Origin of the sequence: Clostridium intestinale, from assembly GCF_035905475.1 — a bacterium.
GTDB lineage: Bacteria > Bacillota > Clostridia > Clostridiales > Clostridiaceae > Clostridium_T > Clostridium_T intestinale.
Genome location: NZ_CP121166.1, coordinates 4,074,691 through 4,099,692, shown reverse-complemented (window position 1 = coordinate 4,099,692; position 25,002 = coordinate 4,074,691). Strand labels below are relative to the sequence as shown.

General features: G+C 31.6%; 27 protein-coding genes. 3 read left to right on the top strand and 24 right to left on the bottom strand.

The window, feature by feature from the left end; all coding sequences use genetic code 11:
- Nucleotides 1-5: 5 nt before the first annotated feature.
- The 19 genes from moaC to P8F83_RS20785 all read right to left on the bottom strand — a co-directional run bounded on the left by moaC (nt 6) and on the right by P8F83_RS20785 (nt 17,285).
- A complete protein-coding gene (gene moaC / locus P8F83_RS20875; protein ID WP_326512511.1) occupies nt 6-500 on the bottom strand; it encodes a cyclic pyranopterin monophosphate synthase MoaC in 495 nt (164 codons plus the stop codon).
- 13 nt (nt 501-513) lie between these two features.
- A complete protein-coding gene (locus tag P8F83_RS20870) occupies nt 514-1,530 on the bottom strand; it encodes a molybdopterin-binding protein (protein ID WP_326512510.1) in 1,017 nt (338 codons plus the stop codon).
- 13 nt (nt 1,531-1,543) lie between these two features.
- Nucleotides 1,544-2,032: a MogA/MoaB family molybdenum cofactor biosynthesis protein gene (locus tag P8F83_RS20865; protein WP_326512509.1), complete on the bottom strand. Its 489-nt coding sequence runs from the start codon at nt 2,030-2,032 to the stop codon at nt 1,544-1,546.
- Nucleotides 2,033-2,034: 2 nt separating this feature from the next.
- Nucleotides 2,035-2,835: an XdhC family protein gene (locus P8F83_RS20860; RefSeq protein WP_326512508.1), complete on the bottom strand. Its 801-nt coding sequence runs from the start codon at nt 2,833-2,835 to the stop codon at nt 2,035-2,037.
- Nucleotides 2,836-2,962: 127 nt separating this feature from the next.
- Entirely contained in the window at nt 2,963-3,757 is a 795-nt protein-coding gene (gene yqeB, locus P8F83_RS20855) for a selenium-dependent molybdenum cofactor biosynthesis protein YqeB (RefSeq protein ID WP_326512507.1), read from the bottom strand.
- Nucleotides 3,757-4,344, bottom strand: coding sequence for a molybdenum cofactor cytidylyltransferase (gene mocA / locus P8F83_RS20850; protein WP_326512506.1), 588 nt, complete (start codon nt 4,342-4,344; stop codon nt 3,757-3,759). Before mocA ends, yqeB begins: the two co-directional genes overlap by 1 nt.
- Nucleotides 4,337-5,056 (bottom strand): selenium cofactor biosynthesis protein YqeC, encoded by a 720-nt coding sequence (gene yqeC / locus P8F83_RS20845; RefSeq protein ID WP_073019039.1) that lies wholly within the window; start codon nt 5,054-5,056, stop codon nt 4,337-4,339. Before yqeC ends, mocA begins: the two co-directional genes overlap by 8 nt.
- Nucleotides 5,046-5,312: a putative Se/S carrier protein gene (locus P8F83_RS20840; RefSeq protein WP_073019037.1), complete on the bottom strand. Its 267-nt coding sequence runs from the start codon at nt 5,310-5,312 to the stop codon at nt 5,046-5,048. Before P8F83_RS20840 ends, yqeC begins: the two co-directional genes overlap by 11 nt.
- An 11-nt stretch (nt 5,313-5,323) precedes the next feature.
- Complete coding sequence (gene yedF / locus P8F83_RS20835) at nt 5,324-5,923, bottom strand: sulfurtransferase-like selenium metabolism protein YedF (protein WP_326512505.1); 600 nt, start codon at nt 5,921-5,923, stop codon at nt 5,324-5,326.
- A gap of 13 nt (nt 5,924-5,936) precedes the next feature.
- Nucleotides 5,937-6,968, bottom strand: coding sequence for a selenide, water dikinase SelD (gene selD, locus P8F83_RS20830; protein ID WP_326512504.1), 1,032 nt, complete (start codon nt 6,966-6,968; stop codon nt 5,937-5,939).
- Between the two features lie 6 nt (nt 6,969-6,974).
- Nucleotides 6,975-7,742 carry an acyl-CoA dehydratase activase gene (locus P8F83_RS20825; protein WP_326512503.1) on the bottom strand — a complete coding sequence of 256 codons (768 nt, stop codon included), beginning with the start codon at nt 7,740-7,742 and terminating at the stop codon, nt 6,975-6,977.
- A gap of 8 nt (nt 7,743-7,750) precedes the next feature.
- Entirely contained in the window at nt 7,751-8,902 is a 1,152-nt protein-coding gene (locus tag P8F83_RS20820; protein WP_326512502.1) for a double-cubane-cluster-containing anaerobic reductase, read from the bottom strand.
- A gap of 149 nt (nt 8,903-9,051) precedes the next feature.
- Complete coding sequence (locus P8F83_RS20815; protein WP_326512501.1) at nt 9,052-9,918, bottom strand: FAD binding domain-containing protein; 867 nt, start codon at nt 9,916-9,918, stop codon at nt 9,052-9,054.
- On the bottom strand, nt 9,912-10,385 hold the full coding sequence (locus P8F83_RS20810) for a (2Fe-2S)-binding protein (RefSeq protein WP_326512500.1): 474 nt from the start codon (nt 10,383-10,385) through the stop codon (nt 9,912-9,914). Before P8F83_RS20810 ends, P8F83_RS20815 begins: the two co-directional genes overlap by 7 nt.
- A complete protein-coding gene (locus P8F83_RS20805) occupies nt 10,372-12,513 on the bottom strand; it encodes a xanthine dehydrogenase family protein molybdopterin-binding subunit (protein ID WP_326512499.1) in 2,142 nt (713 codons plus the stop codon). Before P8F83_RS20805 ends, P8F83_RS20810 begins: the two co-directional genes overlap by 14 nt.
- A 110-nt stretch (nt 12,514-12,623) precedes the next feature.
- Entirely contained in the window at nt 12,624-13,553 is a 930-nt protein-coding gene (locus P8F83_RS20800) for an ABC transporter permease (protein ID WP_326512498.1), read from the bottom strand.
- On the bottom strand, nt 13,554-14,639 hold the full coding sequence (locus tag P8F83_RS20795; protein WP_021803618.1) for an ABC transporter permease: 1,086 nt from the start codon (nt 14,637-14,639) through the stop codon (nt 13,554-13,556).
- Nucleotides 14,620-16,155, bottom strand: coding sequence for an ABC transporter ATP-binding protein (locus P8F83_RS20790; RefSeq protein WP_326512497.1), 1,536 nt, complete (start codon nt 16,153-16,155; stop codon nt 14,620-14,622). Before P8F83_RS20790 ends, P8F83_RS20795 begins: the two co-directional genes overlap by 20 nt.
- A 20-nt stretch (nt 16,156-16,175) precedes the next feature.
- Complete coding sequence (locus P8F83_RS20785) at nt 16,176-17,285, bottom strand: BMP family ABC transporter substrate-binding protein (RefSeq protein ID WP_286910836.1); 1,110 nt, start codon at nt 17,283-17,285, stop codon at nt 16,176-16,178.
- 696 nt (nt 17,286-17,981) lie between these two features.
- On the opposite strand from P8F83_RS20785, the gene P8F83_RS20780 reads away from it, so the two are divergent.
- Genes P8F83_RS20780 through P8F83_RS20770 form a run of 3 tightly spaced genes read left to right on the top strand, consistent with a single transcriptional unit; the run spans nt 17,982 to nt 21,494 of the window.
- Complete coding sequence (locus tag P8F83_RS20780; RefSeq protein ID WP_326512496.1) at nt 17,982-18,776, top strand: FAD binding domain-containing protein; 795 nt, start codon at nt 17,982-17,984, stop codon at nt 18,774-18,776.
- Nucleotides 18,770-19,219 (top strand): (2Fe-2S)-binding protein, encoded by a 450-nt coding sequence (locus P8F83_RS20775; RefSeq protein WP_326512495.1) that lies wholly within the window; start codon nt 18,770-18,772, stop codon nt 19,217-19,219. Before P8F83_RS20780 ends, P8F83_RS20775 begins: the two co-directional genes overlap by 7 nt.
- Nucleotide 19,220: 1 nt before the next feature.
- Complete coding sequence (locus P8F83_RS20770) at nt 19,221-21,494, top strand: xanthine dehydrogenase family protein molybdopterin-binding subunit (protein WP_326512494.1); 2,274 nt, start codon at nt 19,221-19,223, stop codon at nt 21,492-21,494.
- 59 nt (nt 21,495-21,553) lie between these two features.
- On the opposite strand, the gene P8F83_RS20765 is transcribed toward P8F83_RS20770, so the two are convergent.
- From P8F83_RS20765 to P8F83_RS20745, 5 genes are all read right to left on the bottom strand, one after another.
- Nucleotides 21,554-22,591, bottom strand: coding sequence for a M42 family metallopeptidase (locus tag P8F83_RS20765; protein WP_326512493.1), 1,038 nt, complete (start codon nt 22,589-22,591; stop codon nt 21,554-21,556).
- A gap of 209 nt (nt 22,592-22,800) precedes the next feature.
- Entirely contained in the window at nt 22,801-23,232 is a 432-nt protein-coding gene (locus P8F83_RS20760) for a hypothetical protein (RefSeq protein ID WP_326512492.1), read from the bottom strand.
- Between the two features lie 31 nt (nt 23,233-23,263).
- Entirely contained in the window at nt 23,264-23,704 is a 441-nt protein-coding gene (locus P8F83_RS20755; RefSeq protein ID WP_326512491.1) for a hypothetical protein, read from the bottom strand.
- 163 nt (nt 23,705-23,867) lie between these two features.
- Entirely contained in the window at nt 23,868-24,197 is a 330-nt protein-coding gene (locus tag P8F83_RS20750; protein ID WP_238907489.1) for a hypothetical protein, read from the bottom strand.
- 307 nt (nt 24,198-24,504) lie between these two features.
- Nucleotides 24,505-24,999: a hypothetical protein gene (locus tag P8F83_RS20745; RefSeq protein ID WP_326512490.1), complete on the bottom strand. Its 495-nt coding sequence runs from the start codon at nt 24,997-24,999 to the stop codon at nt 24,505-24,507.
- Between the last annotated feature and the right edge of the window lie 3 nt (nt 25,000-25,002).

Here is a 25,002-nt window from a genome sequence, read left to right as displayed (position 1 = left end):
CAAACTTATTTAATCTTAGTATTATTGTCGTATAAGAAATGCCCGCTCTTTCCACCTATTTTTTCTATAAGGTGAATATCTTTAATAATCATTCCTTTATCTACGGCTTTACACATGTCATATATAGTAAGAGCAGTTATGGATACTGCTGTTAAAGCTTCCATTTCTACTCCTGTTTTCCCACTTACTTTTACTTCTGAATATATTTCAATTTCATTATTTTCTCTATTTATATTAAATTCAATCTTGCAGCCATTTATTAGTAGAGGATGGCACATTGGAATTAAGTCTGAAGTTTTTTTACTCCCCATAATACCTGCTATTCTAGCTACTCCGAGCACATCCCCCTTACCTATTTTACCTTCTTCAATTATCTTTAAAGTTTCAGGACTTACTTGTATTTTCCCAGAAGCTCTAGCTATTCTTTTAGTTATATCCTTTTCTGTTACATCAACCATTTTAGCTTTACCTTGCTCATCAAAGTGAGTTAATTTTTCCATTTCGCACCTCCTTTTAGTACTTTCCAAAACTACAATGTGGGAAGGTACATACTTCGCAATTTAGACATAAGCCACCTTGGCCATACATAGCAATGTCTCTTTTGGTTATTCTTTCACCAGCTAAAACTCTAGGTAAAACTAGATCTAAAACTGTTCTTTTAGAGTGCATAACACATCCTGGAAGTCCCATTATAGGAATATCTCCATTATAAGCAAGTAAAAACATTGCTCCTGGTAAAACTGGAGAACCATAGGTTATAATCTCTGCTCCTGTTGCCTTTATTGCAGAAGGGGTTAAATCATCAGGATCTACAGACATACCGCCTGTACACATTATGAGCTCTGCGCCTTCATTTATAAACTCCAAAATAGCTGACTTAATTTTATCTAAATCATCTGGTAGTATTTTTTGCCCCAATACTTCACAGCCATATTCAGCTGCTTTCCCTCTTATAACTGATCCAAAGGCATCTTTTATTCTTCCATAAAAAACTTCATTGCCTGTAGTTACTATACCTACTTTTTTCGGATTAACTTTAACTACTCTCACTATTTTATTTTTTATGGTATCCTCAGCTTCTATTATTTTCTTTTCATCTATAACTAAAGGAATTACTCTTGTTCCCCCAAGCTTTTCTCCCTTTTTCACATACGTATTGTCATGAAGAGTAGCCATCATTATTTCATCTATCATATTTAAATTTAGTAGTTCCTCTGAATCTATTTTAAGAAGTCCATCATGTTCTGCTATAAAATCTATCTTTCCTTCTTTTATCTCCCCAAACACGATACCTTCTCCACAAGCTAAATTCTTAAGCCTTATAGCCGCATCATTTTCATGTAAAAATCCTTCAATATCTTCCCACACATAAATATGGTCTTTTCCTAATGAAAGTAGTTCCTGTACATCCTCTTGTTTTATTAAATGTCCCTTCTTAAAAGCTCTACCCTTAAATCCTCCTGGGACTATTTTAGTAATATCATGAAATAAAATCATTCCCACTGCATCTTCAGTTTTTATCTTTTTCATCATTTCACCCCTTTTATCTTGCACACTCAGAGTCTTCACCAATTAATATCTTTATTCCATGCTCTAACTCAGTTATTATATATTCTAGAGATTCTCTTACAGCTTTAGGGCTTCCAGGTAGATTAACTATTAAGGTGTTCCCTCTTATACCAGATATTCCTCTAGATAGCATAGCTCTCTTAGTTATAGTTAAACTGTAAGCTCTTATTGCCTCTGATATTCCTGGCACTTCTCTCTCAATTATTTCTTTAGTAGCTTCTGGGGTTACATCTCTTTGACTAAAGCCTGTACCTCCTGTTGTAACCACTAAATTCAACTTTAGATCATCACTCATATATGTAAGCTCTTTTTTTAGATCTTCTCTTTCATCTGGAACTACTACATATCTATTAACTTTATATCCACTTGCTTCTACTATTTCTCTAATTACATCTCCACTTTTATCTACTCGTTCACCTTTAGAACCTTTATCACTAGCTGTTATTATTCCAACTGAATACAAACCTATTCCTCCCTTTCACTTAAATGTTTCAAGGTACCTTTGTTTTTAATCACCAGTATCTCACTTATAATAGATATGGCTATTTCTTCCGGAGTACCATTACATATATCAAGTCCTATAGGAGCATAAAGTTTCTTTATTTTCTCTTTATCTATATCTTCATTATTTAACTTCTCTTTTATTTCCTTAACCTTCTTTTTACTTCCCATCATGCCTATATATGCAACATCTCTATTTATAACTTCTTTAAGCGCTTCATAATCAGTAACATGACCTCTAGTAACCAATATTACATAGCTTCTATTATTTAAATTAATCTCACTTAAGGCTTCACTAGGGGTACAGCATAAAAATCTCTTTACATCCTTAAAAGTATCAACATTTTTAAACTCTTCTCTATCATCTACTATATAAACATCAAAGCTTAAACTACTAGCTATAGAAGCTATCTTTTGAGATACATGTCCAGCTCCGAAAATAACCAACTTTTCATTAGGTTTTACTATCCTTACAAACCCTTCTGATACCCCACCGCAAGTCATTTTTAACTCACCAGTTTCGTTTAAGGTGTATTTAAATGTGAAACTCTCTCCTGTTTCTAATGCTTTAAGGCTTCTTTTTATTAAGTCAAACTCTATCTTCCCACCACCCACAGTGCCAATAGTTTTTCCATCTTTATATACAGCCATCATAGATTCTTCTGCACCTGGTACTGAACCTATGCTGTTTGTAAGCATAACTAGAGCTACTTCTTCATCTTTATTTAAAGCTTCAAGGACTTTTTCAAAAATAACTTTACTCATAGTCCCCTCCTTATCAATTTTAATATTTTGGAAAGTTTTCAGTAGTTTATATGATATTTTATTAATTAAATGTTATTTTTTTATATAATTTATTATAACAACTGGGTATATATTTGTAAATCAACAATTATTGTCTGATTAAGTATATCAGAGCTTCTAATACCCCTCCACCTATAGTTCTAGCTTTATCAGAAATAGTAAAGCAGTTTTTTCTCTCTTCAAGCCTTGGATCAATATCTGCAATTTTAAGTCCTTTATACACCTTGCTGTTATTTCTTATTATCCCTCTTAAAACTCCATCTATAGTAGCTCTAACTATATAATCTCCTACATATGCTAATGGCTCTTCTTTTTTTACTATATCCCCAATCACTCTTACATTATTTATAACACCATCACAAGGACTATATATAACTCTTTCTTTAGTATATCCTCCTATATTCCCTGGTGCCCCAGTATCTGCTTGAGCTTCTCCATTAAATATAAGTCTTCCTAAATTATGTCCTCTATTTGTTTCTATTACTACATCAACATCTTTTCCTGCTTCAAAACCTGGTCCTAAAGCTATGGTTATAGGTGCCATATTAATGTAAGTTCCTAAATTCTTTTTCGCTAATATTCCATCTACTACTGCCTTAGGTTTTAATAAGTTTATATAACTTCCTTTTGGATCTACAATCACAGGTACCTTATTATTCTTCCAAGCATCTTCTATTTCTTCTAAGTTTTTTACCCTAACAGATTTTATTCCCTCTACTTCTATTTCATCTTCAAATAAAGCCTCGCTAAAACTTACCTCTCTTCTAATGCAGGTAGGGTTTTCTATTTCCAATACCAAAACCTTAAATCCACATCTATATAACTTTTGAATTACACCAGAGGCTATATCTCCTCCCCCTCTAACTATAACCATTTCTTTCATTATAAATTATCCTTCCTTTGTAACTGTAATTTTTCATAATCCTCCCAGGTATCTATATCCATCAGCTCATATTCATTTTCAACTTCAACAAATATTAAACTATCCTTGTTTCTTTTAATGACTTCTCTTCCACCCTTATCTCCTTTTAAAGCTTTAAGTTCATCTATAAATATTGAAGAGAATATAACTGGACTACCATTTCTCTCTTTATATTTAGGAATTACTATATTCTGAGGATTATTTTTAAAAGCATCTATCATCTTCTCTATTGTTAGCTTACTTAATAAAGGTTGATCTCCTGTAAAAAACATGTATCCTTCTGCAACTGGAGAACTCTCTATTCCTAGTTTTATGGATTCACTTTGCCCAAGAATAGAATTTTTATTTTCCACTACTTTAAATCCTCTTTTACATGCAATATCTAAAACTTCCTTATCCTTTGCTACTACAAGCCTTGAATAAAAATTAATCTGTAAAATCTTATCCATAATATGCTCAATAAGCTTTTTATCTCTATACTCTAAAAGAAGTTTATTTGTTCCTATTCTACTTCCGTATCCAGATGCCATAACTATACAATTAATCATAAACTTCCCCTCTTAAGCTTCCACAAATAATTTTATTTATATATCCATTATTTATTTTCTTTATCTTTTCTTTTAGACATTCCGCCAGCATCTTGTCTTTATGACTTTCAACCTTATTTATAAAAAGTATTTTTTCACCTTTTGCATCTTTAAATAATCCTTTTTCATGGAAAACTAGAGAAGTAATCATCTCTAAATCTACAACATCATCCAATTTTGAATTAGTTATATCTAAAAACCTGTCTACTCTATGAATATTTTCTTCATTAATTTCTTTTCCAACAACCTCTATACTTAAAACACCTACAGTTTTAGTAGTATTACTACTTACAACTGGCTCATCTTCTCTCCACCCTTTAATAGGTTTCTTTTTGGAGCCATCCCCTTCTACTAATACATAGTCAAATTTATGAAGCTGTTTTTCTAAAAGTTTTAAATTTAACCCCTTTATCTTATTCTCAGAATCTACACTTTCTCCATAAATATAAATACCCTTATCAATAACATATTCATTAAACTTATGGGAATCAATTTCTAGAAAATCAAACTGCTTAGTTTCAGGCATATATATTTTTGTTGTAGTGGTTATTAAAACTTTCCCCTCTCCTCTTAACTCTTCTCCTAAGGTAAACATTAAGGTAGTTTTCCCTCCTGCCCCAACAATAGTTATAACATCCCCTAACTTTACATCTAAAACTTCCTTAAGTTTCATAGCGAGTTACTTCCTTATTTAATCCTATTTTCTTAATCAAATAATAACCAGAAGTTTTTATGTTTTTGCTAATAAGAATCTCTCTAGCCTTATCTATATTATTGTTATCCAGCTTAAGTGAAAGGCCACAACCTGAAGTTATCTCTCTTGGAACAGGTATTATTCTTACATTTATATTATTCATAAGCTCTTTTTCAGCTCTAATAGCACTGTGAGTAGAATCAAAAGTTATTAAACTAAATATCTCCACATCCATTCTAATTCCTCTTATGGTTTAATGATTTTATCTGAAGAATTCATTTTTTCAACAATACTGTACATGTTAGTTACAGATCCAACAGCTAATTCTTCAGTTAATCCATAATAATTTAGACATGTTCCACAGGTTAATATTTCTACCCCTTGTTCTTCAAGCTTTTTCAAATCTTCTAATACAGATGAGTTCTTAGTTGTAAGTTTAGCTCCTCCATTATAAAATAGAATGCAGGTTGGAAGAGTCTCTGTTTCTGTTAAGGTATAAATAAAAGCTTTCATTAAAATAGTTCCTAATTCTTCATTTCCTTCTCCCATCTTGTCAGAAGAAATAACTACAGCTGTTGAACTTATAGTTTCCTTTGTTATAAGAACTTCTTTAACTTCTTCTTCCCCTTCTCCTTTTATTATCTTAACCTCATAGTGATCTTCACCTAATTTTTCGCCCGCATACTTATATCCAATTTCTTTAGCCATTTTCTCTAAATTTTCTTTCGCTATTTCGTTATCTACAACTACTTGAATAACCCCATCTTTCTCAATTTCTTTTAAAGCTTTTTTAGCCTTTATTACTGGTATAGGGCAAAGTTCCCCTCTAGCATCAACTTTTATCATAGTTCTCTCTCCTTTAATATTTCTCTATTATTATATTAAACTCTTGTTTTTCAATAACTTCTCCTACAATTTCTGATTTTAAATCAAGTTCTTGTAATTCCTTCAATAAATCATCTGCCTCATCTGAAGATAAGCTTATCAAAAGTCCTCCAGAAGTTTGTGGATCAAATAGAATTTCCTCTAATGCAAATTCAATATCTTTAAAAAATACTTTATCCTTTAAATGTCTTCTATTTCTTTGTCCACCTGCTGTTATTAAAAACTCTTTAGCATAGTCATAAGCTTCTTTTATATAAGGAATGGTGTTTCCATTTACCTTTATTGAATATTCATCTTTAATCATCTCATTTAAATGTCCTAAAAATCCAAAGCCAGTTACATCAGTACATGCGTTAACTTTGTATTTTTTCATCTTATCAGCCGCATATTTATTTAAAGTTTCCATAGATTTTATAGCCTTATTATAAGCTTCTTCACTGGCTTCTCCTACCCGATGAGCTGTTGTTATTATTCCTACCCCTAGTGGTTTTGTAAGTATAAGTTTATCTCCTATCTTGCAGTTATTATTAGCAAGAATCTTTAAAGGATGAACTACCCCGGTTACAGATAAGCCATATTTAGGTTCTGGATCATTTATAGAATGTCCTCCCGATACAACTCCTCCTGCTTCATGAACTTTTTCAGCTCCTCCTCTAAGTATTTCTCCTAGAATATCTGCCTCCATCTTTTCTGGAAATCCCACAATATTAAGAGCTACCTTTACCTCTCCCCCCATGGCATATACATCACTTAAAGCATTAGCTGCAGCTATTTTGCCAAAAGTATATGGATCTTCTACTATAGGAGTAAAAAAGTCCAAGGTCTGAATAATAGCTATGTCATCTGTCAATTTATATACAGCTCCATCGTCTGAGCTATCAAATCCTATTAATAAATTCTCATCAAACTTATTAGGAATTTTATCTAATACACTTTTAAGCATACCTGGACCTAACTTAGCTGTACATCCACCGCCACAGGTAAATTTCACGTTATTTTGGCTCATACAAATTCACTTCCTCAATTTAAATTGCTTCTCATATCCAATTATTGCTGCTCCTATTGCGCCAGCATATTGTGATAAAGGAGATACCTTTATTTCTTTATTTATAAATCCTTCTAATCTTCTCTTAAATTCCTCGCTTCTACTAACTCCCCCAGAGAAAAACACACCTTCTTCAATATTTAATTTAGATGCGAAGGTAGCTGTTCTTTTTGCTATAGAAGATAAAATTCCTGACAATATTTCTTCTCTTGGAACCTCTTTAGCGATTAGGCTTATAACTTCTGATTCTGCAAATACCGTACACATACTAGATATTGGATATGGCTTAACCCCTTTTGTAAGGGAGTCTATTAAAGATAGCTCTTCATCTAAGGTCTTTACCATAACCTCTAAAAATCTTCCAGTCCCAGCTGCACATTTATCATTCATCAAAAAATCTGTAAGATTACCATCTCGATCTAGTTTTATAACCTTGCTATCTTGACCACCAATGTCTATTACAGTTCTTGTATTTTCACAAAGGTATTTAGCACCTTTTCCATGACAGGTAATTTCAGTAACCTTCTTATCTCCAAAATCCGCAAGTTCTCTCCCATAACCAGTAAGCACTACATAGGGTTTATCTTCAAGTCCATAAGATAAATCTGAATATATCTTCATCATACTCTCTCTAGGTCTTGAAGTTGTTTTAGTTATTATCTTTTTAACTATATTCCCATTATATAATATTCCTTTAGTTGAGGTAGAACCTGAATCTATTCCTATTGAATACATATTTTCACCTATAACATTTCTATAAATGCTGCCATTCTTGTATTTAACTGTCCTATATCTGACTGTGAATAGTCTGTCTCTACTGCCATATATGGAACTTTATAATTATTATTTGTAAATCTTTTTATTGAAAGAGTCTCTACAGCATAAGTATGGCAAGCCTGAAGTATTACATCTACTACCCCATCCACCTTATACTCTTCAATCATCTTTCCTAATAAAGTTTTTCTATTTTCATTAGGACTCATGCAAGAGCAGCCTATTGCAAGATATTTTTCTGCTAATGCATCAAATACATCCTTATCCTCATCTACTAAAAGTTCATTTGCTTTAGCAACTGTGCAGTTTTCAAAAGCAACTACATAACCACCATTATCTTCTATAGCTTTTACTACCTTTTCAGCAGCTCCCCCTATAGGACATCCTGTTATTAATATTCTTGGTCTACTATCTAGTCTTTTTCCTTGTGAGTATTCTCTTTTTACTCTCTCAGTTAAACTAGAAAGTTCTTCTATAGATTGTTCTTTATCAAACTTAAAGGTCGCTCCATATATAACCTTCAATATATCCGTTCCAGAAATAGCTGGTGGATTTAACTTACCTATTTCATAAAACTCTTTTAAAGCTACTCTTTCTCTATTTTTTAAGTTTATAGCTTCTTTAATCTTATCTTCTGTAATTCTAAGTTCTAATTTATCTTCTAATAAATCTTTTAGCTTTATTATCTCACTTTTCCATAATTCATAGCTCTTTTCCCCAACTTGTGTATTAGGTAACTGCATGACATGAACAGCTTTAAATTCCCCTAAATATTCATACATCTTTTTCTTTCCATCACAGGTTGTCTCTCCTACAATTAAATCAGAGAAGTAAAAATAAGGACACTTATCTGTTTTCCCAAAACCATAGCTACTTTTTATTAGTGGACAAAGATTTCTAGGAAGATCCATTTCTGCATCTCCTATAGTTTCATCTGAGGTTGAACAAAGAGAAACTACTGCTGCTCCAGCCGCCATAGCTATTTCCTGGGGCATATATGTACAAAATGTTCCTATTAAAGGAATGTTCTTCTCCTTAAGTTCTTTTGCTATTATGAACCCATTTTTTCTTGCTTCAGAAAAATCTTCAAAAATCTCTGGCAAATCCTTTTTAATATCCATATATTAACACTCCTTAATACTTATTGCACAAAAACGTCACTGTAATTTAATTATACAATGACGTCTTTATATTATAAATTTAAAATTTAAAAGGGCTTTATTATATTTATATAATTTATTGCTCATTATCCACTCTATATAGGAAGAATCTATTTTAATTTCAGAAAATCCTTTAATAAATTAACCGCTACCTGCTTTCTATAGTTTTTATTTGATCTTTGATCGTCTATAGGATTTATTAAATCTGAATAGTCCTCAATTAATTCTTCGCTTATTTCATCTAAATTGTTTATATTTTTTCCTATTAATTCATTCTCCATCTTTTTAGATTTAACTATTGTAGGTGCTACTGCTCCAAAAGCTATTCTCACGTCTTTAATTACATCTTCCTCAACATTTATAAATCCTATAAAAGATAGTTTAGATATTGCTGTAGCTTTTCTAGTTCCAACTTTCTTATAATAATATTCATTAAAGTTAACTATAGGAATCCTTATTTCTTTTAAAATTTCATCACTGCCTAATACATTTCTTCCTGGGGCAACAATAAAATCCTCTATAAATATTATCCTATCCCCCTTCAGGCTTCCTACCACTAGTTCAGCTTCTAAAGCATAAAGTAATGGAAGTATATCTGCAGCTGGTGAAGCATTACAGATATTGCCTCCGATAGTTGCTACATTCCTTATAGCCGGTGATGCTATATCCTTAATTACAATTTTAAAATAATCAGGAATTAACTCATAATTACTAATTTCAGAAAATGTACATGCAGCTCCTATATGAAGATAATCTCTTAATGTGTATATCTTTTTTAATTCTGTTAGATTTGCAACAAAGACAGTATTTTTATCAAACCTAGGTATAAGTCCTGAGGGTCTTTTCCTTCTTACCATAAGATCTGTTCCGCCAGATAATATTATAGTCTCTTCTCTACTTATTACCTCCAAAGCCTCTTTTAAACTTTCTGGTAAATACAATATTATATTAGAGTTCTCCTCTTTACTTATTACCATACAGTATCACCTCTTTTTGAAGCTAACTTAATAGCTTCGATTATTTTATCGTATCCTGTACATCTACAAAGATTCCCTGATATTCCTTCTCTGATTTCATCCTCATTTGGTCTACTATTTTTAGTTAGTAGTGCATATGATGCCATTATCATTCCTGGAGTACAAAAACCACATTGAACAGCTCCCGCATCCTCATATGCTTCCTTGAGTATATTAAATTCTTTAGTATCTACGAGACCTTCTATTGTAATAACTTTAGCTGCATTTACATTACCTAAAGGCACACAGCAAGAATTAATAAGATTTCCATCTATAATTACAGAACAGGCTCCACATTCGCCTTGTCCACAACCTTCTTTTGGAGCTATCAACTTAAAATCCTCTCTTAGAACATCTAAAAGTCGTCTTAATGGATTGCTTTCAATACTAACTTCTTCATTATTTAGATTGAATTTAATTTTTGTCATTTTTTATTACCTCCATTATTAACTCAGGGGTTACAGGAATCTGGCTCACTGTTTTTCCTATTGCATTTTGCACTGCAATTGCATAAGCAGATGCTGCTCCTATTAAAGTAAGTTCCCCTGCACTTTTAGCTCCAAAAGGACCGTAATCATAAGGTGTGTTAACTAACTTATTATGAATCTTAGGTAGATCCTTAGCTGTAGGTATTACGTAATCTGTGTTGGTTCTTTGAATTAATCTTCCTTCTTTTGAATTCATAACCTCCATACCTGCATAACCTAAACCTTGAGCAACTCCACCTTCTATCTGACCTTCTATTATCTTTGCATCAATAGCCTTACCTATATCAAAAACAGTCCAAACACCCTTTATATCTACTTCATAAGTTATAGGATTAACTTCAACCTCTACTACGTTAGCTCCCCATGAATAAGTATTATACGCATCTCCAACTAAAGCTTCTGCATCCCAATTAAACCCTTCTGGATGTTTATATTTTTCCATGATCTCTATCTCTTCTCCAGATTTCCACTCTTCCTTCATCCTTATAGCCGCATTTTGAAGAAGTTTTCCTATAATCATTGTGGTTCTTGAAGCAACTGTAGGTCCTGAATTTGGAACCCTATCAGTATCTGGATTTGCATATATTATATCTTCTAATGGTATCTCTAAAGCATGGGCAACTATCTTCCTAAGTCCAGTAGTTACTCCCTGTCCCATTTCAACGTTAGATATAAGAATTTCTACTTTATCATTTTTATATTTTTTAAGCTTAACCTTTGCCTTTATAATATCCCTTTCACCATTTCCAGTGAATCCGCCTCCATGGAAAAATAGAGACATTCCTACTCCCTTATATTTATCACTCTTTTTATATTGTTCATATTTCTCGCTATATGAAGACATTTCTTCTATAGTTTCAATTATTTTTGGTAATACAATATCCTCTCTAAATACCCCACCAGTTGAAGATAGATCTCCTTTTTTCAATAAATTCTTTTTCTTAAAGTCCAAAGAATTTATTCCTAATTCCTTTGCCATATATTCCATGTGCATTTCTGTAGCAAAAAAAGATTGCGGCGCTCCAAAACCTCTATAGGCTCCTGTTACAATATTATTAGTAGCAAAAGCTCTTCCTCTAACCTTTATATTTTCAACATCATATACACCTATGGCTGCAAATATACTTCTTTGTAGAACTATATTAGATATTCCCATGTAAGCGCCACCATCTAATTTAACATCTGCATCTACACCTATTATCTTATGATTTTTATCTAAAAAAGTTTTTAAAATAATTTGTGAAGGATGTCTTTTAGTTGTGCATTGAATATCTTCATCCCTATCAAATATAAGCTTAACTGGCTTTTTAATCTTTAATGCAGCAATAGCAACTTGCCCACCTATTAAGGAAGGATATTCTTCCTTTCCCCCAAAACCTCCACCAGTATTACTTTGAACTATCTGAACATCATCATAATCAAAACCTAAAGCATCTACTACTGCATCTTTAACATAATAAGGACACTGCATAGAGCCTATAACCTTAACTCTTCCATTTTCATAAGTTCCAACCATACCTTGAGTTTCTAAATATATGTGCTCTTGATATCCAGTTGTATATTCTTTTTCAAATACATAGGCTGCTTCTTTTTCAGTTTTATCTAGGTCACCTTTTCCATAATTATATTCTATAAAACAATTATCTTTTCCATATATAAGTTCAGTTAGTGCTTCCGATTCATCTATGGAGAAAACTCCCTTTAACTCTTTATAATTAACTTTTATCTCTGTTATTAATTCCTCAACCGTCTCTTTATCAGGTCCTACCAAAAGTAAAAGCGGTTCCCCAATGTAGTTTACTGTATCCTCTGCAAAAAACGGCATCTCATAATTTATAATTTTTACCCCATTTCTAGCAGGCACATCATTTTTATCTACTATATAATATCCTTCTGGAAGACTCGGAATATCTATTGATAATATTTCAGCTCTTGCCTTTGTGGATCTTAATGTTTTTGCATATAAAGCATCTTCAAAGTGCATATCTGCTAAATATTCCGTTTTCCCTTTAATCTTATCCTCAACATCTATTCTCTTAACAGGTTTACTTATTTCATCAATAAGCATATAATCACCCCCTATTTTTCATAATCAACTCTAACTTACTAATTTAAAAATAAGGTTACTGCAAGTTTGTTTGCAGCAACCTCTAAACTAATTTATTTTTCTAAGATCTTTTATCTTTCTTCTCTAAAATATGATTGTCCTAAAGATTTAGGTGGAGAATTTTTTCTTGAATTTCTCATAGAAACCACTACAAGAACTACGAAGGTTGCTATATATGGAATAGCCGCAATCAAATATTGATTAATAAATGGACTACTTATTCTAAATCCTAATATATCTAACCCTCCAAAGAAATAAGCTCCTATTAAAGCCTTAAATGGATTCCATCCTACAAATATAACTAAAGCCACCGCTATCCACCCACGACCAGCTGTAACATTTTCTTGCCAAGCAGGTACATATACAAGTGAAAGATAAGCTCCTCCAAGTCCACACAAAGCTCCACCTAAAAGAATATGCACATATTTATATAAATTAATATTTATACTTGCAGCATCTGCAGCTGCTGGATTTTCTCCTACAGCTATAACATTTAACCCTTTTGAGGTTTTATATAAATATAATCCTAGGACTATTGCACATATATATCCTAAATAAATAAAGGGATCTTGGTTAAATAAAGCTGTACCTAAAACTGGTATCTTTGATAATAAAGGAATGGCAACAGGTTTAAAAAATGCTTTTATACTATCTGGAGTTACTTGGCCTACAAGTTTAGTTCCAAGTAAACTTGATAATCCTGTTCCAAATATGGTTAAAGCTAAACCTGAAACAGTTTGATTGGCTCTAAGGGTAACAGTTAAAAAGGCATATATTAATGCTCCTAATGCTCCCGCAATCATAGCTGCAATTAAAGCAATAAATGGATTTCCAGTACTTAAGCCTACCATAAAGCCCATAACTGAACCCAAAAGCATTAACCCCTCAACCCCTAGGTTAAGATTTCCTACTTTTTCTATTATTATTTCTCCTAAAGTTCCAAAAAGAAGCGGTGTTCCTGCGATAACTGCTGCTGCTAAAAAATTCGTAATCCAATCCATTTATGCCACCTCCTGAACTTTTTCTCTTTTTTTAGATACTCCGTTAAATATAAGCTTAAATCTTACAAAAAACTCACTTCCAAGTACACAGAAAAGTATAATCGCTTGCAGTAATGAAGCTGCAGATTCAGGAATTCCATAAGCTGTTTGTATAAGTCTTGCACCAGACACTAAAGCTGCAAATAGTACAGCTACTATACTTATTCCTATGGAGCTTAAATTTCCAAGCCAAGCTATTATAACAGCTGTATTACCTACTCCACCTGATACTTCTACAGATAAAGTCTGACTTACTGCTGAAGCTTGTATAACTCCTGCAATTCCACATATTGCCCCACTTAAGAAAAGCGCTCCAAGAATTGTTTTCTTTATATCCATCCCTGCATATTTAGCCGTATTTTCACTTTCTCCTATTACTGAAATTTCATATCCTTTTTTAGTGTAGTTCATATAAATATATACTAAAACAGCTAAAATTATAGCTATAATCCATCCTATATGAACCCCAAAAAGTTTAGGCATAATAGCATTATCAGAGAAATTTGGAATTTTAGGAAAGCCTAAAGAATTTTTATCTCTCCATGGTCCGTACTGTAAGTAGGTTATGAATTTTATAACTATATAGTTCATCATAAGGGTTGTAATAGTTTCATTAGTTCTATATTTTACTCTAAAATATGTTGGAATTAACACACATATTCCACCTAAAACAGCACCTACTACAAGCATTAGTAGCAATAATAATGGTTTAGGTAAGCTTTGAAAATTTAAAGCTACTAGCGCAGCTCCAAAAGCTCCCATCATTATCTGTCCTTCTCCCCCTATGTTCCAAAACTTCATTTTGAAGGCTATAGATACTCCTAAACCAGCAATCAAAAGAGGGATTGCTTGAATTATTGTTTGTCTTATTCCATAAGCAGAACCAAAAGCGCCTTTTAGCATTGTGCCATATACACTTAATGGATTTAATTTAAGAAAAAGAAGTAATAAGCTTACTATAACTAAAGCCAAAACTACTGCTAGTACTCTTATCTGCATACTTTTTTTATTATCTACTTCTGTTCTCTTAACTAGCCTCACTAGCATATTTATCACCATCCTTATTTCCGCTTGATACCATCATAAGACCAATTTCTTCTTTAGTAGCTTTTTCTGCCTCAATTACTCCAGTTACATTTCCACTATTTAAAACCATAATCCTATCACAAAGTTTAATAAGTACATCTAAATCTTCTCCAACAAATAAAATTGAGGTACCTTTTTTCTTTTCCTCATTTATTAAGTTGTAAATGGTGTAACAAGTATTTATATCTAAACCTCTCACTGGATAAGCCATAACTATAAGTTTAGGATTTAAGCTTAATTCTCTTCCAAGTAAAACCTTCTGAATGTTTCCACCTGATAGATACCTTATAGGATAATATATTCCTGGTGTTTTAACCTCTAACTTTTCTACTATATCCTTAGCCTTATCTACTAGACTTTTTCTATTAACAAACATACCCTTTTGTTTTCTATAGTCTTTTAATAATAGATTATCTACTATTCCCATGGCTCCAACTAGCCCCATCCCTAGTCTATCCTCTGGAACAAAACTCATAGCTATTCCTCTTTCCATAAATTCTTTAGAGGTTTTTCCAGCTAAGTTTTCTCCCTTAAAGTTTATTTCGCCATTATCAATTTTACATATTCCCGTTATAGCTTCACAAAGCTCCTTTTGACCACAACCAGCTATACCCGCTATACCTAGTACCTCTCCAGCTTTTATTTCAAAACTTACATCCTTTAATAGCTTTATTTTGTCGCTACCTGAAACACTTAAATCTGAAACCTTTAAAACTACTTCTCCAGCTTCACATTCTACCCTATCTATAAATAAATCCATTTCTTTTCCCACCATAAGTTCAGTAAGATTTTTAGGATTTGTATTCAACTTATCAACAGTACAGATTGTCTCACCTTTTCTTAATATAGTGATTCTATCTGAAACCTCCATAACTTCATCTAATTTATGTGTTATAAATATTACAGCGCAACCCTCTTGCTTCATTTTATTCATAATGTTAAATAACTTTTTAGTTTCTTGTGGTGTAAAAACCGATGTTGGTTCATCTAATATAAGAATATCTGCACCTCTATATAATACCTTTAATATCTCAAGATTTTGTCTTTCCCCAACAGACATGTCTTGAACATATTTATTAACATCTATATCTAACTCAAACCTATTACAAATATCATTAATCTTATTTAAAAGCTTCTTTTGACTAACAAATAATTTATTTTCTTGTCCTAACAATACATTTTGTATAGCAGTCATTGATTCTACTAACTTAAAATGTTGATATATCATTCCAACTCCTGCTTTTATAGCATCTTTAGGTGATGTAAAAGTAACTTCTTTTCCATGTATGAATATTGAACCACTATCTGGAGTATAAACTCCAGATAGCATATTCATAAGTGTACTTTTACCTGCCCCATTTTCACCCAAAAGTGCATGTATTTCACCGGCATTTACGCTGAAATCAACATTGTTATTTGCTACAACTTTTCCAAATGTCTTGGTTATTCTTTTTACAGCAATTAACTCTGAATTCATAAAGTATCACTCCATATTAATTATTTTTGAATAGTTCCATCTACACCTTTTACAAACCAGTTCATAGAGAAGATTTCATCATCAGTCATAGTTTTTCCAGCTGCAACTTTTTCTGCTCCAGTTTGATCTTTTAAAGGTCCAACAAATATTTTGTTTTCTCCTGAAACAACTGCTGCTTTAGCTTTTTCTATCTTCTCTTTAGTTCCTTCTGCTACATTACTTGTAAGTGGTGCTATATCAACTAGACCATCTTTAATTCCACCCCAGTAGCTTCCAGATTTCCATGTACCATCTTGAATTGCTTTTATTTGAGCTGTGTAATAAACTCCCCAGTTAAATATGTCTGAAGTTAAGTTAGCTTTTGGAGCAGCTTCGCTCATGTCTATGTTATAACCTACTGAGAATACTCCAGCTTCTTCTGCTGCCTGCTGTGCACCTGCTGTATTTTGATGTTGTCCTATAACATCAGCACCATTTGCGATAAGAGCTTTTGCAGCTTCTTTTTCTTTAGCTGGATCATACCAAGTATTTGTCCAAACAACTTGTACAGTTATACTTGGATCTACTGATTGTGCTCCTAAAGTAAATGCATTAATACCTCTTATAACTTCTGGTATTGGGAATGCTCCTACAAAACCAAGTTTTTTAGTTTTAGATTTCATACCAGCAGCTATACCTGATAAGTATCTAGCCTCATACTCTCTACCAAAGTAGTTAGATAAATTATCTGCTGTTTGATGTCCACCCCCATGTAAGAACTTTACATCTGGATGAGCTTTTGCAGATGCAACCATACCATCCATAAATCCAAAACTTGCTCCAACTATTACATTAGCACCTTGGCTAATCATATCTTCTACAACTTTTTGAACCTCAGCTGAATCTTCTTTAACAGACTCTTTATAAATTGTTTCAACTCCAGTTTGTTCCTCAAGGTAAAGTCTACCTTTGTTGTGATTGAAGTTATATCCCCCATCTGTAATTGGACCTGATAATAAGAATCCAACTTTTATATCCTTTTTTGTTTCTTCAGTTTTCTTTCCTGAATCCCCCGAAGATGTGCTACAACCAGTTAATGCTAATGATGCTGCAACTAAACCTGTTGCAAAGATTTTAAGAAATTTTTTCATGTTTTTTCCCCCTTAATTAAATACTTAAAATTTTGATTAACAATTGCTACCTTTACCTCCCTATCTTTCTAAATGACAATATTATTATTAAAAATAAAAAAGCAAGTTCAAAAGAGACTTTGAGTTTTAGAAATACAATAAAAAATCAATTTCTAAGCTCTAAAGTTCCTCATTGAACTTGCTTATAATAATATTCGTTATTAATTTTTAATGGCATAAAATAATAGTCATTTATCAAATAAAGATTCTAACTAAACTGCATAAATATATAGAGCAATTCCCGTGCCAACTTCTCGAATATGTAATTTAAGGAATATATGAATTAATATGGTTTAACACAGGCTACTTATTACTTATATTTATGCATTTTTACCATTAAAAGTATTCCATTTGTCTAATTATTTATTTTTCTAATAATTTTTTTATTAATCTTTTATATCAAAATGATAATTATTTATCATTTTGATATAAAAGATTGTATTTATTGATAATTATAATCCCAACTCTTTTCCTTCTAAAACCTCAATATATTTTTATCAAAGTGATAACAAGACCTTTTTTATTATACAACAGGATAATAAATCTGAACATACCTAATTTAAAATTAATATATGTACGCCTATATAGAATATGATATAATAAAATAGTTTGAAAATATTCGTGTTAATATAAAGTTTTTTAGGAGGAGTATAATATATGTTTACTTTGTTAGAATTCTTTCAACCTGAAACCTTAGAAGATGCCTACAATAAATTAGTGGCTAGAAAGACTAATACCATTCTAGGAGGATGTGCCTTTTTAAAAATGGGGTCAAAAAGGATAGGTACAGGAATAGACCTTTCAAAGCTTAACCTTAATTACATAAATGAAACTGATAATTATATAGAAATAGGTGCTTCAACTACATTTAGAGATATAGAAACAAGTGAAGCGTTAAACAGCTACTTTAATGGAGTATTAAAAGAAGCTGTTAAAGATATTATTGGGGTTCAATTTAGAAATATAGTAACTGTAGGGGCTTCAGTATATTCAAAATACGGTTTTTCTGATTTTATAACTGCCTTATTAGCCCTTGATACAGAAGTTGAGCTATATAAAGGTGGAAGACTAAGCCTTCAAGATTTTTTAATAAAACCCTATGAAAAAGACATATTAACTAAAATTTATATAAAGAAAAATGAGAGAAAAGCTAGTTATAAATCTTTAAGAAATTCAAAAAGTGATTATCCTATATTAAATGTAACTGTATCTAAACTTAATGATGATTTCAAAATAGTTGTAGGGGCTAGACCTGCCACTGCAAAAATCTCTATAGATGCGTCAAAGTTTTTATCAAAGGAAGGCTTTAGCGAAGCTTCTTTAAATAAAGCTCTAGATATAATGAGCTCTGAACTTATATTTGGAACCAATATGAGAGCTACTTATGAATACAGACAAGCAATAAGCAAAGTATTGGTTAAAAGAGCTATTATGGAGGTAATAAAATGTTAGTAAACTTAAATATAAATGGTAAAAATCATAAATTACAAGTTGAAGCAGATGATATGCTTATAGATACTCTTAGAGCAAATGGATATCTTGGAGCTAAAAAAGGTTGTGACACAAGCTGCTGTGGGTTATGTACCGTTTGGATAGATGGCTCTCCTTTATTATCTTGTACCTTACTTACATTAAAAGCTTGTGATAAAAAAATTGTTACTATAGAAGGAGTTCAAGAGGAAGCGAAAAGGTTTGGACAAATTCTTTCAAATGAAGGTGCTGAACAATGTGGATTCTGTAGTCCTGGTTTTATAATGACAGTAATAGCTATGAAAAATGAGCTAAAAAATCCTACTGAAGAAGAGATAATTCATTATCTAACTGGAAACCTATGTAGATGTACAGGCTACATGGGACAACTTAGAGCAGTAAAAAAATACTTGGAGGTAATGTAATATGAAGTCAGTAGGAAAAAGCTTTAATAAAATAGATAGTTTAGCTTTAGTTACAGGAAAACCAGTATATACTGAGGATCTAGCACTCCAAAACGCTTTAGTTATTAAAATATTAAGAAGTCCTCATGCTTTTGCTAGGATAAAATCCATCGACGTTTCAAGAGCTGAAAAACTTGAAGGAGTAGAATGTATATTTACTCATAAAGATGTACCTAAAACCCGCTTTACCTTAGCAGGACAATCCTTCCCTGAACCATCTCCTTATGATAACTTAATCTTAGATGAACTAGTTCGTTATGTTGGAGATGAAGTGGCTATCATAGCTGCTGTAGATGGAAAAACTGCTATAAAGGCCATGAATATGATTAAGGTTGAATATGAAGTATTGGAGCCTGTTTTGGATTTTGAAAAAGCTATAGACCATCCTTCAATAATTCACCCAGAAGAAGATATTCATCTAAACTTTCCAACAGGAATGGAGAAGGATAGAAATATAGTATGTACCAGAAACGATTCCTTTGGAGAAAATGTTGATGAGGTTATAAACAATTCCCCTGTAGTAGTTGAAAGCACCTATTATCCTCAAGCACAAGCTCATGCAATGATGGAAACCTTCAGAAGTTTTAGTTACCTTGACCATATGGGAAGATTAGTAGTAACATCTTCAACTCAGGTTCCTTTCCACATAAAAAGACAATTGGCTAGAGCATTAGAGATATCCCCTAGTAAAATTAGAATAATTAAACCTAGGGTAGGTGGAGGTTTTGGTGGTAAACAAACCTCTGTAGTTGAAATATATACAGCCCTAGTTACCTTAAAAACAGGTAAACCATCTAAAATAATATATGAAAGAAAAGAAAATTTTGAAGCAACCAATACTAGACATGCCATGAGAATCAAAGTTACTATAGGTGCCGAAAAAGATGGAACCATAAATGCCATAGATATAAATGCTTTATCTGACCAAGGAGCTTATGGGGAACATGGTTTTACAACCCTAGGTTTAGTAGCTGAAAAAACCCTCCCTTTATACAACAAGGTAAAAGCATCAAGATTCTTTGGCCAAGCAGTTTATACTAATAAAGTTATAGGAGCTGCCTTTAGAGGTTACGGTGCTACTCAAGGAACCTTTGCAGTTGAATCTGCTATGAATGAGCTCTCAGCAAAATTAAATATAGACCCTATAGAACTAAGATTAAAAAACCTAGTAGAGTATGGGGAAACTACAAAAGCCTATGGAAAACCAATTCAAAGTATATCCTTAGAAGATTGTATTAAGAAGGGTAAAACTCTTATTAATTGGGATGAAAAATATCCATCTAGAGAAGTTTCTCCTAACAAAATAAGGTCAGTTGGTATGTCTATAACTATGCAAGGTTCAGGAATAGCTCATATAGACACTTCTTCTGTTGAAGTTAAATTAAATGAGGAAGGCGACTTTACTCTTTTAATAAGTGCTACAGATGTAGGAATGGGCTGCGATACAATCCTTACACAAATGGCAGCTGAGGTACTTGATACCTCCATGGAAAACATAACAGTTATTGCAGCAGATACAGATATAACTCCTTATGATCCAGGTTCTTATGCATCAAGCGGAACCTATGTTACAGGTATGGCAGTGGTTAAAGCCTCTGAAGATTTAAAAACTAAAATTCTAGAAGAAGCTTCAAAAATATTAGATATTGCTAAAGATGAATTAGAACTATCAGAAGATGTAGTTAAATCTAAAACTCATGATAAGCTAATATCACTTAAGGATTTAGCAGAGAAATTAACTGTTGGTCCTAAGGGTAAACATCTAATAGGCTTTGGAAATCATGGAAGTGACGTTACTCCACCACCATTTATGGCTGGTTTTGCAGAAGTAGAAGTCGATAAAGAAACTGGAAAAGTTGATTTATTAAACTATGTAGGAGTAGTTGACTGTGGAACTATAATAAATCCAAAACTTGCAAAAATCCAAGCTGAAGGCGGAATCGTTCAAGGAATAGGATTAGCCTTATATGAAGATGTTAAATATGATCCTAATGGAAGACTTCAAAGCAACAGCTTTATGCAATACAAAATTCCAACAAGAAAAGATATCGGTAATATAATAGTTGATTTTGAAGAAAGCTATGAGCCAACTGGCCCTTTTGGTGCAAAATCCATAGGTGAAATAGTTATAAACACACCTGCGCCAGCCATTGCCGCAGCAGTTTATAATGCTGTTGGAGTAAATGTAAGGCACCTTCCTATAACTCCAGAAAAAGTTTTTATGGGAATGAATTAATAAATCTTCTATAAATAATAGTCCATAAAGACCGAAATCTTTATGGACTAGATTATTTTCTATTTAGTTAAATATAGATATAAAAGTTTAATAGTATTTTCTAAAGCTTCGCTGTGAGTTCTCTCCATTCCATGAGATGCATGAACTCCAGGCCCAATTAAAGCCCCTCTTATATTGTTTCCTCCATGAAGAGCTGCTCCAACATCTGATCCATACATAGGATAAATATCAACTACATACTTTAAGTTATTTCCTTTAGCCAAATTCACTAAGTCAGTTACCATATTATAATCATAAGGTCCACCTGAATCTTTTGCACAAATAGAAATATCATATTCTGTACAGCTAAGGTCATCACCTATACATCCCATATCTACAGCTATCATTTCAGTTATATCACTTGGAATATATGATGAACCATGCCCAACTTCTTCATAAGTAGAAATAAATATTTTAGTAGTGTATGTAGGAACAATTTTTTCCCTGCTCATCATTTCAAGCAAAGTCATGAGACAAGCTACACTTCCCTTATCATCTATAAATCTTGACTTAATAAAGCCGCTTTCTGTTATTGTTGTTTTAGGATCAATAAACACAAAATCCCCTGGACATATACCAAGTTTTTGAGTTTCTTCTTTATTAGTTACTCTTTCATCTATTCTTATATGCATATGCTCAGGATCTCTAGGTTTAGTTTTACTATCTACAAAAACATGAGCTGCTGGACTATCACTTAAAAAAGTTCCAGTATATATCTTGCCATCTCTAGTTCTTATACTACAATATTCACTATCTAAAGTTGGAACTGTAGGAGAACCTACCAAAGTAAACTTTAAAGTTCCACTGCTAGTTATTGATCTTACCATAGCTCCTAAAGTATCAACATGAGCCGATAATCCAACTACCTTACCTTCTTCCTTACCTGGTACAGTAATAATTCCACAACCTTTATTAGTTGTCTCAAAATCATATCCAAATCCCACTGCCCATTTTTCTATTACTTTCATAATATCAAAACAAAATCCACTAGGACTGTTAAACTCCAACAAAGTTTTTGCAGTCTTTAGCATATACTCTCTATCAATCGTTTTATCCATTGTTACCTCCAATTGTGTTACTATATTTACTTTTTATTATACCACTTCTATTTCCCAACTATTAACCCCTCACAATAAAATTTTCTCCCCCTCTATTCAGAGTCAGTCTAATTATTTTCTTTTCTACAGATCAGTGTTAGAAGTTTATTAGGTTATTTTACAAATGAAAAAGCACTGACTCGTGTAAATCAATGCTTTTGAAGGTATATTTATTTTATGAAATCATCAATTCTTATATCTATTGAAACTTTCTCATTTCCCTCAACTTTATCTAATACCATTTTAATTAATCTTTTATAGTCTTTAGTCACAAAATCGATGGTTATTTCTCTCTCTGTTAATGTTCCATATCCAATCTTAACTGCTTTCAAAACATTATCAGAATAAACATATATTCTTACTATCTCAGTCCATGGTATTTCTTTTCTTATCATTCCTAAAGGATTTACGTATATAAGTCTATCTTCTTCTACTTGAAAATATTCAAAAACAGCAACTAAGTAAAATATGCTTGACACTATTACTGCAATGCCCAGCAATAACTTATTATCAAATCTCTTAACCTTATATGCTATATACCAAAAAATTAAAATCAATAGAAACATTAAAATTAAAAATCTTTTTTTATTTTTAAATCTCATTCAATCACCTGTTTTCTAAAAACTATAATATCTATTTATTTTTTAGTACCGCAGCTATAATTATAACTATTACACATAATATCATAAATGATATAATTGCTATCATTAAAGCACGCTTTCTTCTATTAGATGCTTTAATATAATAAATTGCACTAACAATTAGCATAACACTAATTATGACAATAGTTAAAGAAATGATATATCCTTGTAAATATAAGAATTCAGGATACTTATACGTAATAAGTTCATTCACAAAAAGAGTTACAGATAACATTAACGCTAGTATACTTATTTTTAATGAAACCTTATTATAATTATTTTTTTTGCCTTCCATAATATACGCCATTACTAATATGAATACTGCAACTAAAAATAAAATTCTAAATTCACTTCGAACATTATTCCAACAAAAATACCCAAAAAGTCCACAAGCAATGGATAATATAGACATAAGCGCTCTTTTATCTTTCAATTTATAGACCTACTTTCATAATATTAAGAAACATTAAATATTTTTGGAGTTGGTATCTAATTATAAAACAATAAACTATCCAAGTATATTGAATACTTTTATGTTTAACTATTAGCTGTGGTTAAATTTTATGCTTATTAATTTTTAAATATATTAAATTTAATTAATAGAATATATTTATCATATCAATTTCATCAATAATGTATTTACATCCATCTACATTTCTAGATGCTAATGCTTCATCTACAGGAATACCAAAGAACTCCCACTTATCTGATATTTTATATAAAAATTCTTTAAATTGAATACTATCTAAGTGGCAATTTAATAATATATTCGCTTCTATAACATGTGTATCATCATATTTCCAATAAGGTTCTATTTTCTCTATTTTTTCAGATTTAATAAATTGTTTTGTTTCATTAATTAAGTTTTGATACACTTCCTTAGCTTCATCTACTGTATTAGAACGAATAAAAATTCTTATAAACACATCTTAGTCTCCTTTACTATAAATAACTCCTGCACGTATTTATACATTCTCATTACATATACTTTAGCTATTTTTTATAAATCTAGGTAAAACTAAAGCTAAACTTCCAGTTGTAGTAAAAATAATACTAGTCCTAATTCTAATAATTCCATATTTCCTAGATACATTCCAACAGCAACTACGCTAAGTGGTATAGAAATCACTAGAAATATAATTGCCCCTACGTATTGTTTTTTAATAAATAAATATATTATAGAACAAAAAACTACGACTAATGTTTAGGTCATCTTTTTATATTATTTATGTGTCATATGTTTTTAGGAGGTAAAAAAACTATTGCTAGTATAGCTATCATACTAAAATATATCATTATGATAATTAATGTAAGCTTTTTTCCTTTGCTATTAATCTTATTTTTGATTTGGAGTATTCCAATTATATCCGCAACTATAGCCAATCCACTTAAGAATATCTTTATAATATTAGCAAACATTATTGAATCACCTATTCTTAAATAATATTCTAATCTCTCAGCTGTTATAGTCATAATTATGCATGCTAATGTCGCTCCAAAATAAATTAAAATATTTCTTTTATTTCTATCATGTCTCATGATCTGTGTAATAGTTGCTAATAGCATTAATACACTTACTGTAACTAATAATATAATAATTGAATTGAAACCCATTCTTTTAGTAGTTATAGAAGTTATAACTACTATTGCTGCAAAAAATCCAAAAGGTAACCTATCACTACTTAAATCTAAAATATTTATGACTTTTTTCTTGATCTTATCTAACATCTT

Bases quoted from the DNA above. Each gene is read 5' to 3' on its own strand.
- moaC (WP_326512511.1), bottom strand. From the start codon at position 500: ATGGAAAAATTAACTCACTTTGATGAGCAAGGTAAAGCTAAAATGGTT.
- P8F83_RS20870 (WP_326512510.1), bottom strand. From the start codon at position 1,530: ATGAAAAAGATAAAAACTGAAGATGCAGTGGGAATGATTTTATTTCAT.
- P8F83_RS20860 (WP_326512508.1), bottom strand. From the start codon at position 2,835: ATGAGTAAAGTTATTTTTGAAAAAGTCCTTGAAGCTTTAAATAAAGAT.
- yqeB (WP_326512507.1), bottom strand. From the start codon at position 3,757: ATGAAAGAAATGGTTATAGTTAGAGGGGGAGGAGATATAGCCTCTGGT.
- mocA (WP_326512506.1), bottom strand. From the start codon at position 4,344: ATGATTAATTGTATAGTTATGGCATCTGGATACGGAAGTAGAATAGGA.
- yqeC (WP_073019039.1), bottom strand. From the start codon at position 5,056: ATGAAACTTAAGGAAGTTTTAGATGTAAAGTTAGGGGATGTTATAACT.
- P8F83_RS20840 (WP_073019037.1), bottom strand. From the start codon at position 5,312: ATGGATGTGGAGATATTTAGTTTAATAACTTTTGATTCTACTCACAGT.
- yedF (WP_326512505.1), bottom strand. From the start codon at position 5,923: ATGATAAAAGTTGATGCTAGAGGGGAACTTTGCCCTATACCAGTAATA.
- selD (WP_326512504.1), bottom strand. From the start codon at position 6,968: ATGAGCCAAAATAACGTGAAATTTACCTGTGGCGGTGGATGTACAGCT.
- P8F83_RS20825 (WP_326512503.1), bottom strand. From the start codon at position 7,742: ATGTATTCAATAGGAATAGATTCAGGTTCTACCTCAACTAAAGGAATA.
- P8F83_RS20820 (WP_326512502.1), bottom strand. From the start codon at position 8,902: ATGGATATTAAAAAGGATTTGCCAGAGATTTTTGAAGATTTTTCTGAA.
- P8F83_RS20815 (WP_326512501.1), bottom strand. From the start codon at position 9,918: ATGGTAATAAGTAAAGAGGAGAACTCTAATATAATATTGTATTTACCA.
- P8F83_RS20810 (WP_326512500.1), bottom strand. From the start codon at position 10,385: ATGACAAAAATTAAATTCAATCTAAATAATGAAGAAGTTAGTATTGAA.
- P8F83_RS20805 (WP_326512499.1), bottom strand. From the start codon at position 12,513: ATGCTTATTGATGAAATAAGTAAACCTGTTAAGAGAATAGATGTTGAG.
- P8F83_RS20800 (WP_326512498.1), bottom strand. From the start codon at position 13,553: ATGGATTGGATTACGAATTTTTTAGCAGCAGCAGTTATCGCAGGAACA.
- P8F83_RS20795 (WP_021803618.1), bottom strand. From the start codon at position 14,639: ATGCTAGTGAGGCTAGTTAAGAGAACAGAAGTAGATAATAAAAAAAGT.
- P8F83_RS20790 (WP_326512497.1), bottom strand. From the start codon at position 16,155: ATGAATTCAGAGTTAATTGCTGTAAAAAGAATAACCAAGACATTTGGA.
- P8F83_RS20785 (WP_286910836.1), bottom strand. From the start codon at position 17,285: ATGAAAAAATTTCTTAAAATCTTTGCAACAGGTTTAGTTGCAGCATCA.
- P8F83_RS20780 (WP_326512496.1), top strand. From the start codon at position 17,982: ATGTTTACTTTGTTAGAATTCTTTCAACCTGAAACCTTAGAAGATGCC.
- P8F83_RS20775 (WP_326512495.1), top strand. From the start codon at position 18,770: ATGTTAGTAAACTTAAATATAAATGGTAAAAATCATAAATTACAAGTT.
- P8F83_RS20770 (WP_326512494.1), top strand. From the start codon at position 19,221: ATGAAGTCAGTAGGAAAAAGCTTTAATAAAATAGATAGTTTAGCTTTA.
- P8F83_RS20765 (WP_326512493.1), bottom strand. From the start codon at position 22,591: ATGGATAAAACGATTGATAGAGAGTATATGCTAAAGACTGCAAAAACT.
- P8F83_RS20760 (WP_326512492.1), bottom strand. From the start codon at position 23,232: ATGAGATTTAAAAATAAAAAAAGATTTTTAATTTTAATGTTTCTATTG.
- P8F83_RS20745 (WP_326512490.1), bottom strand. From the start codon at position 24,999: ATGTTAGATAAGATCAAGAAAAAAGTCATAAATATTTTAGATTTAAGT.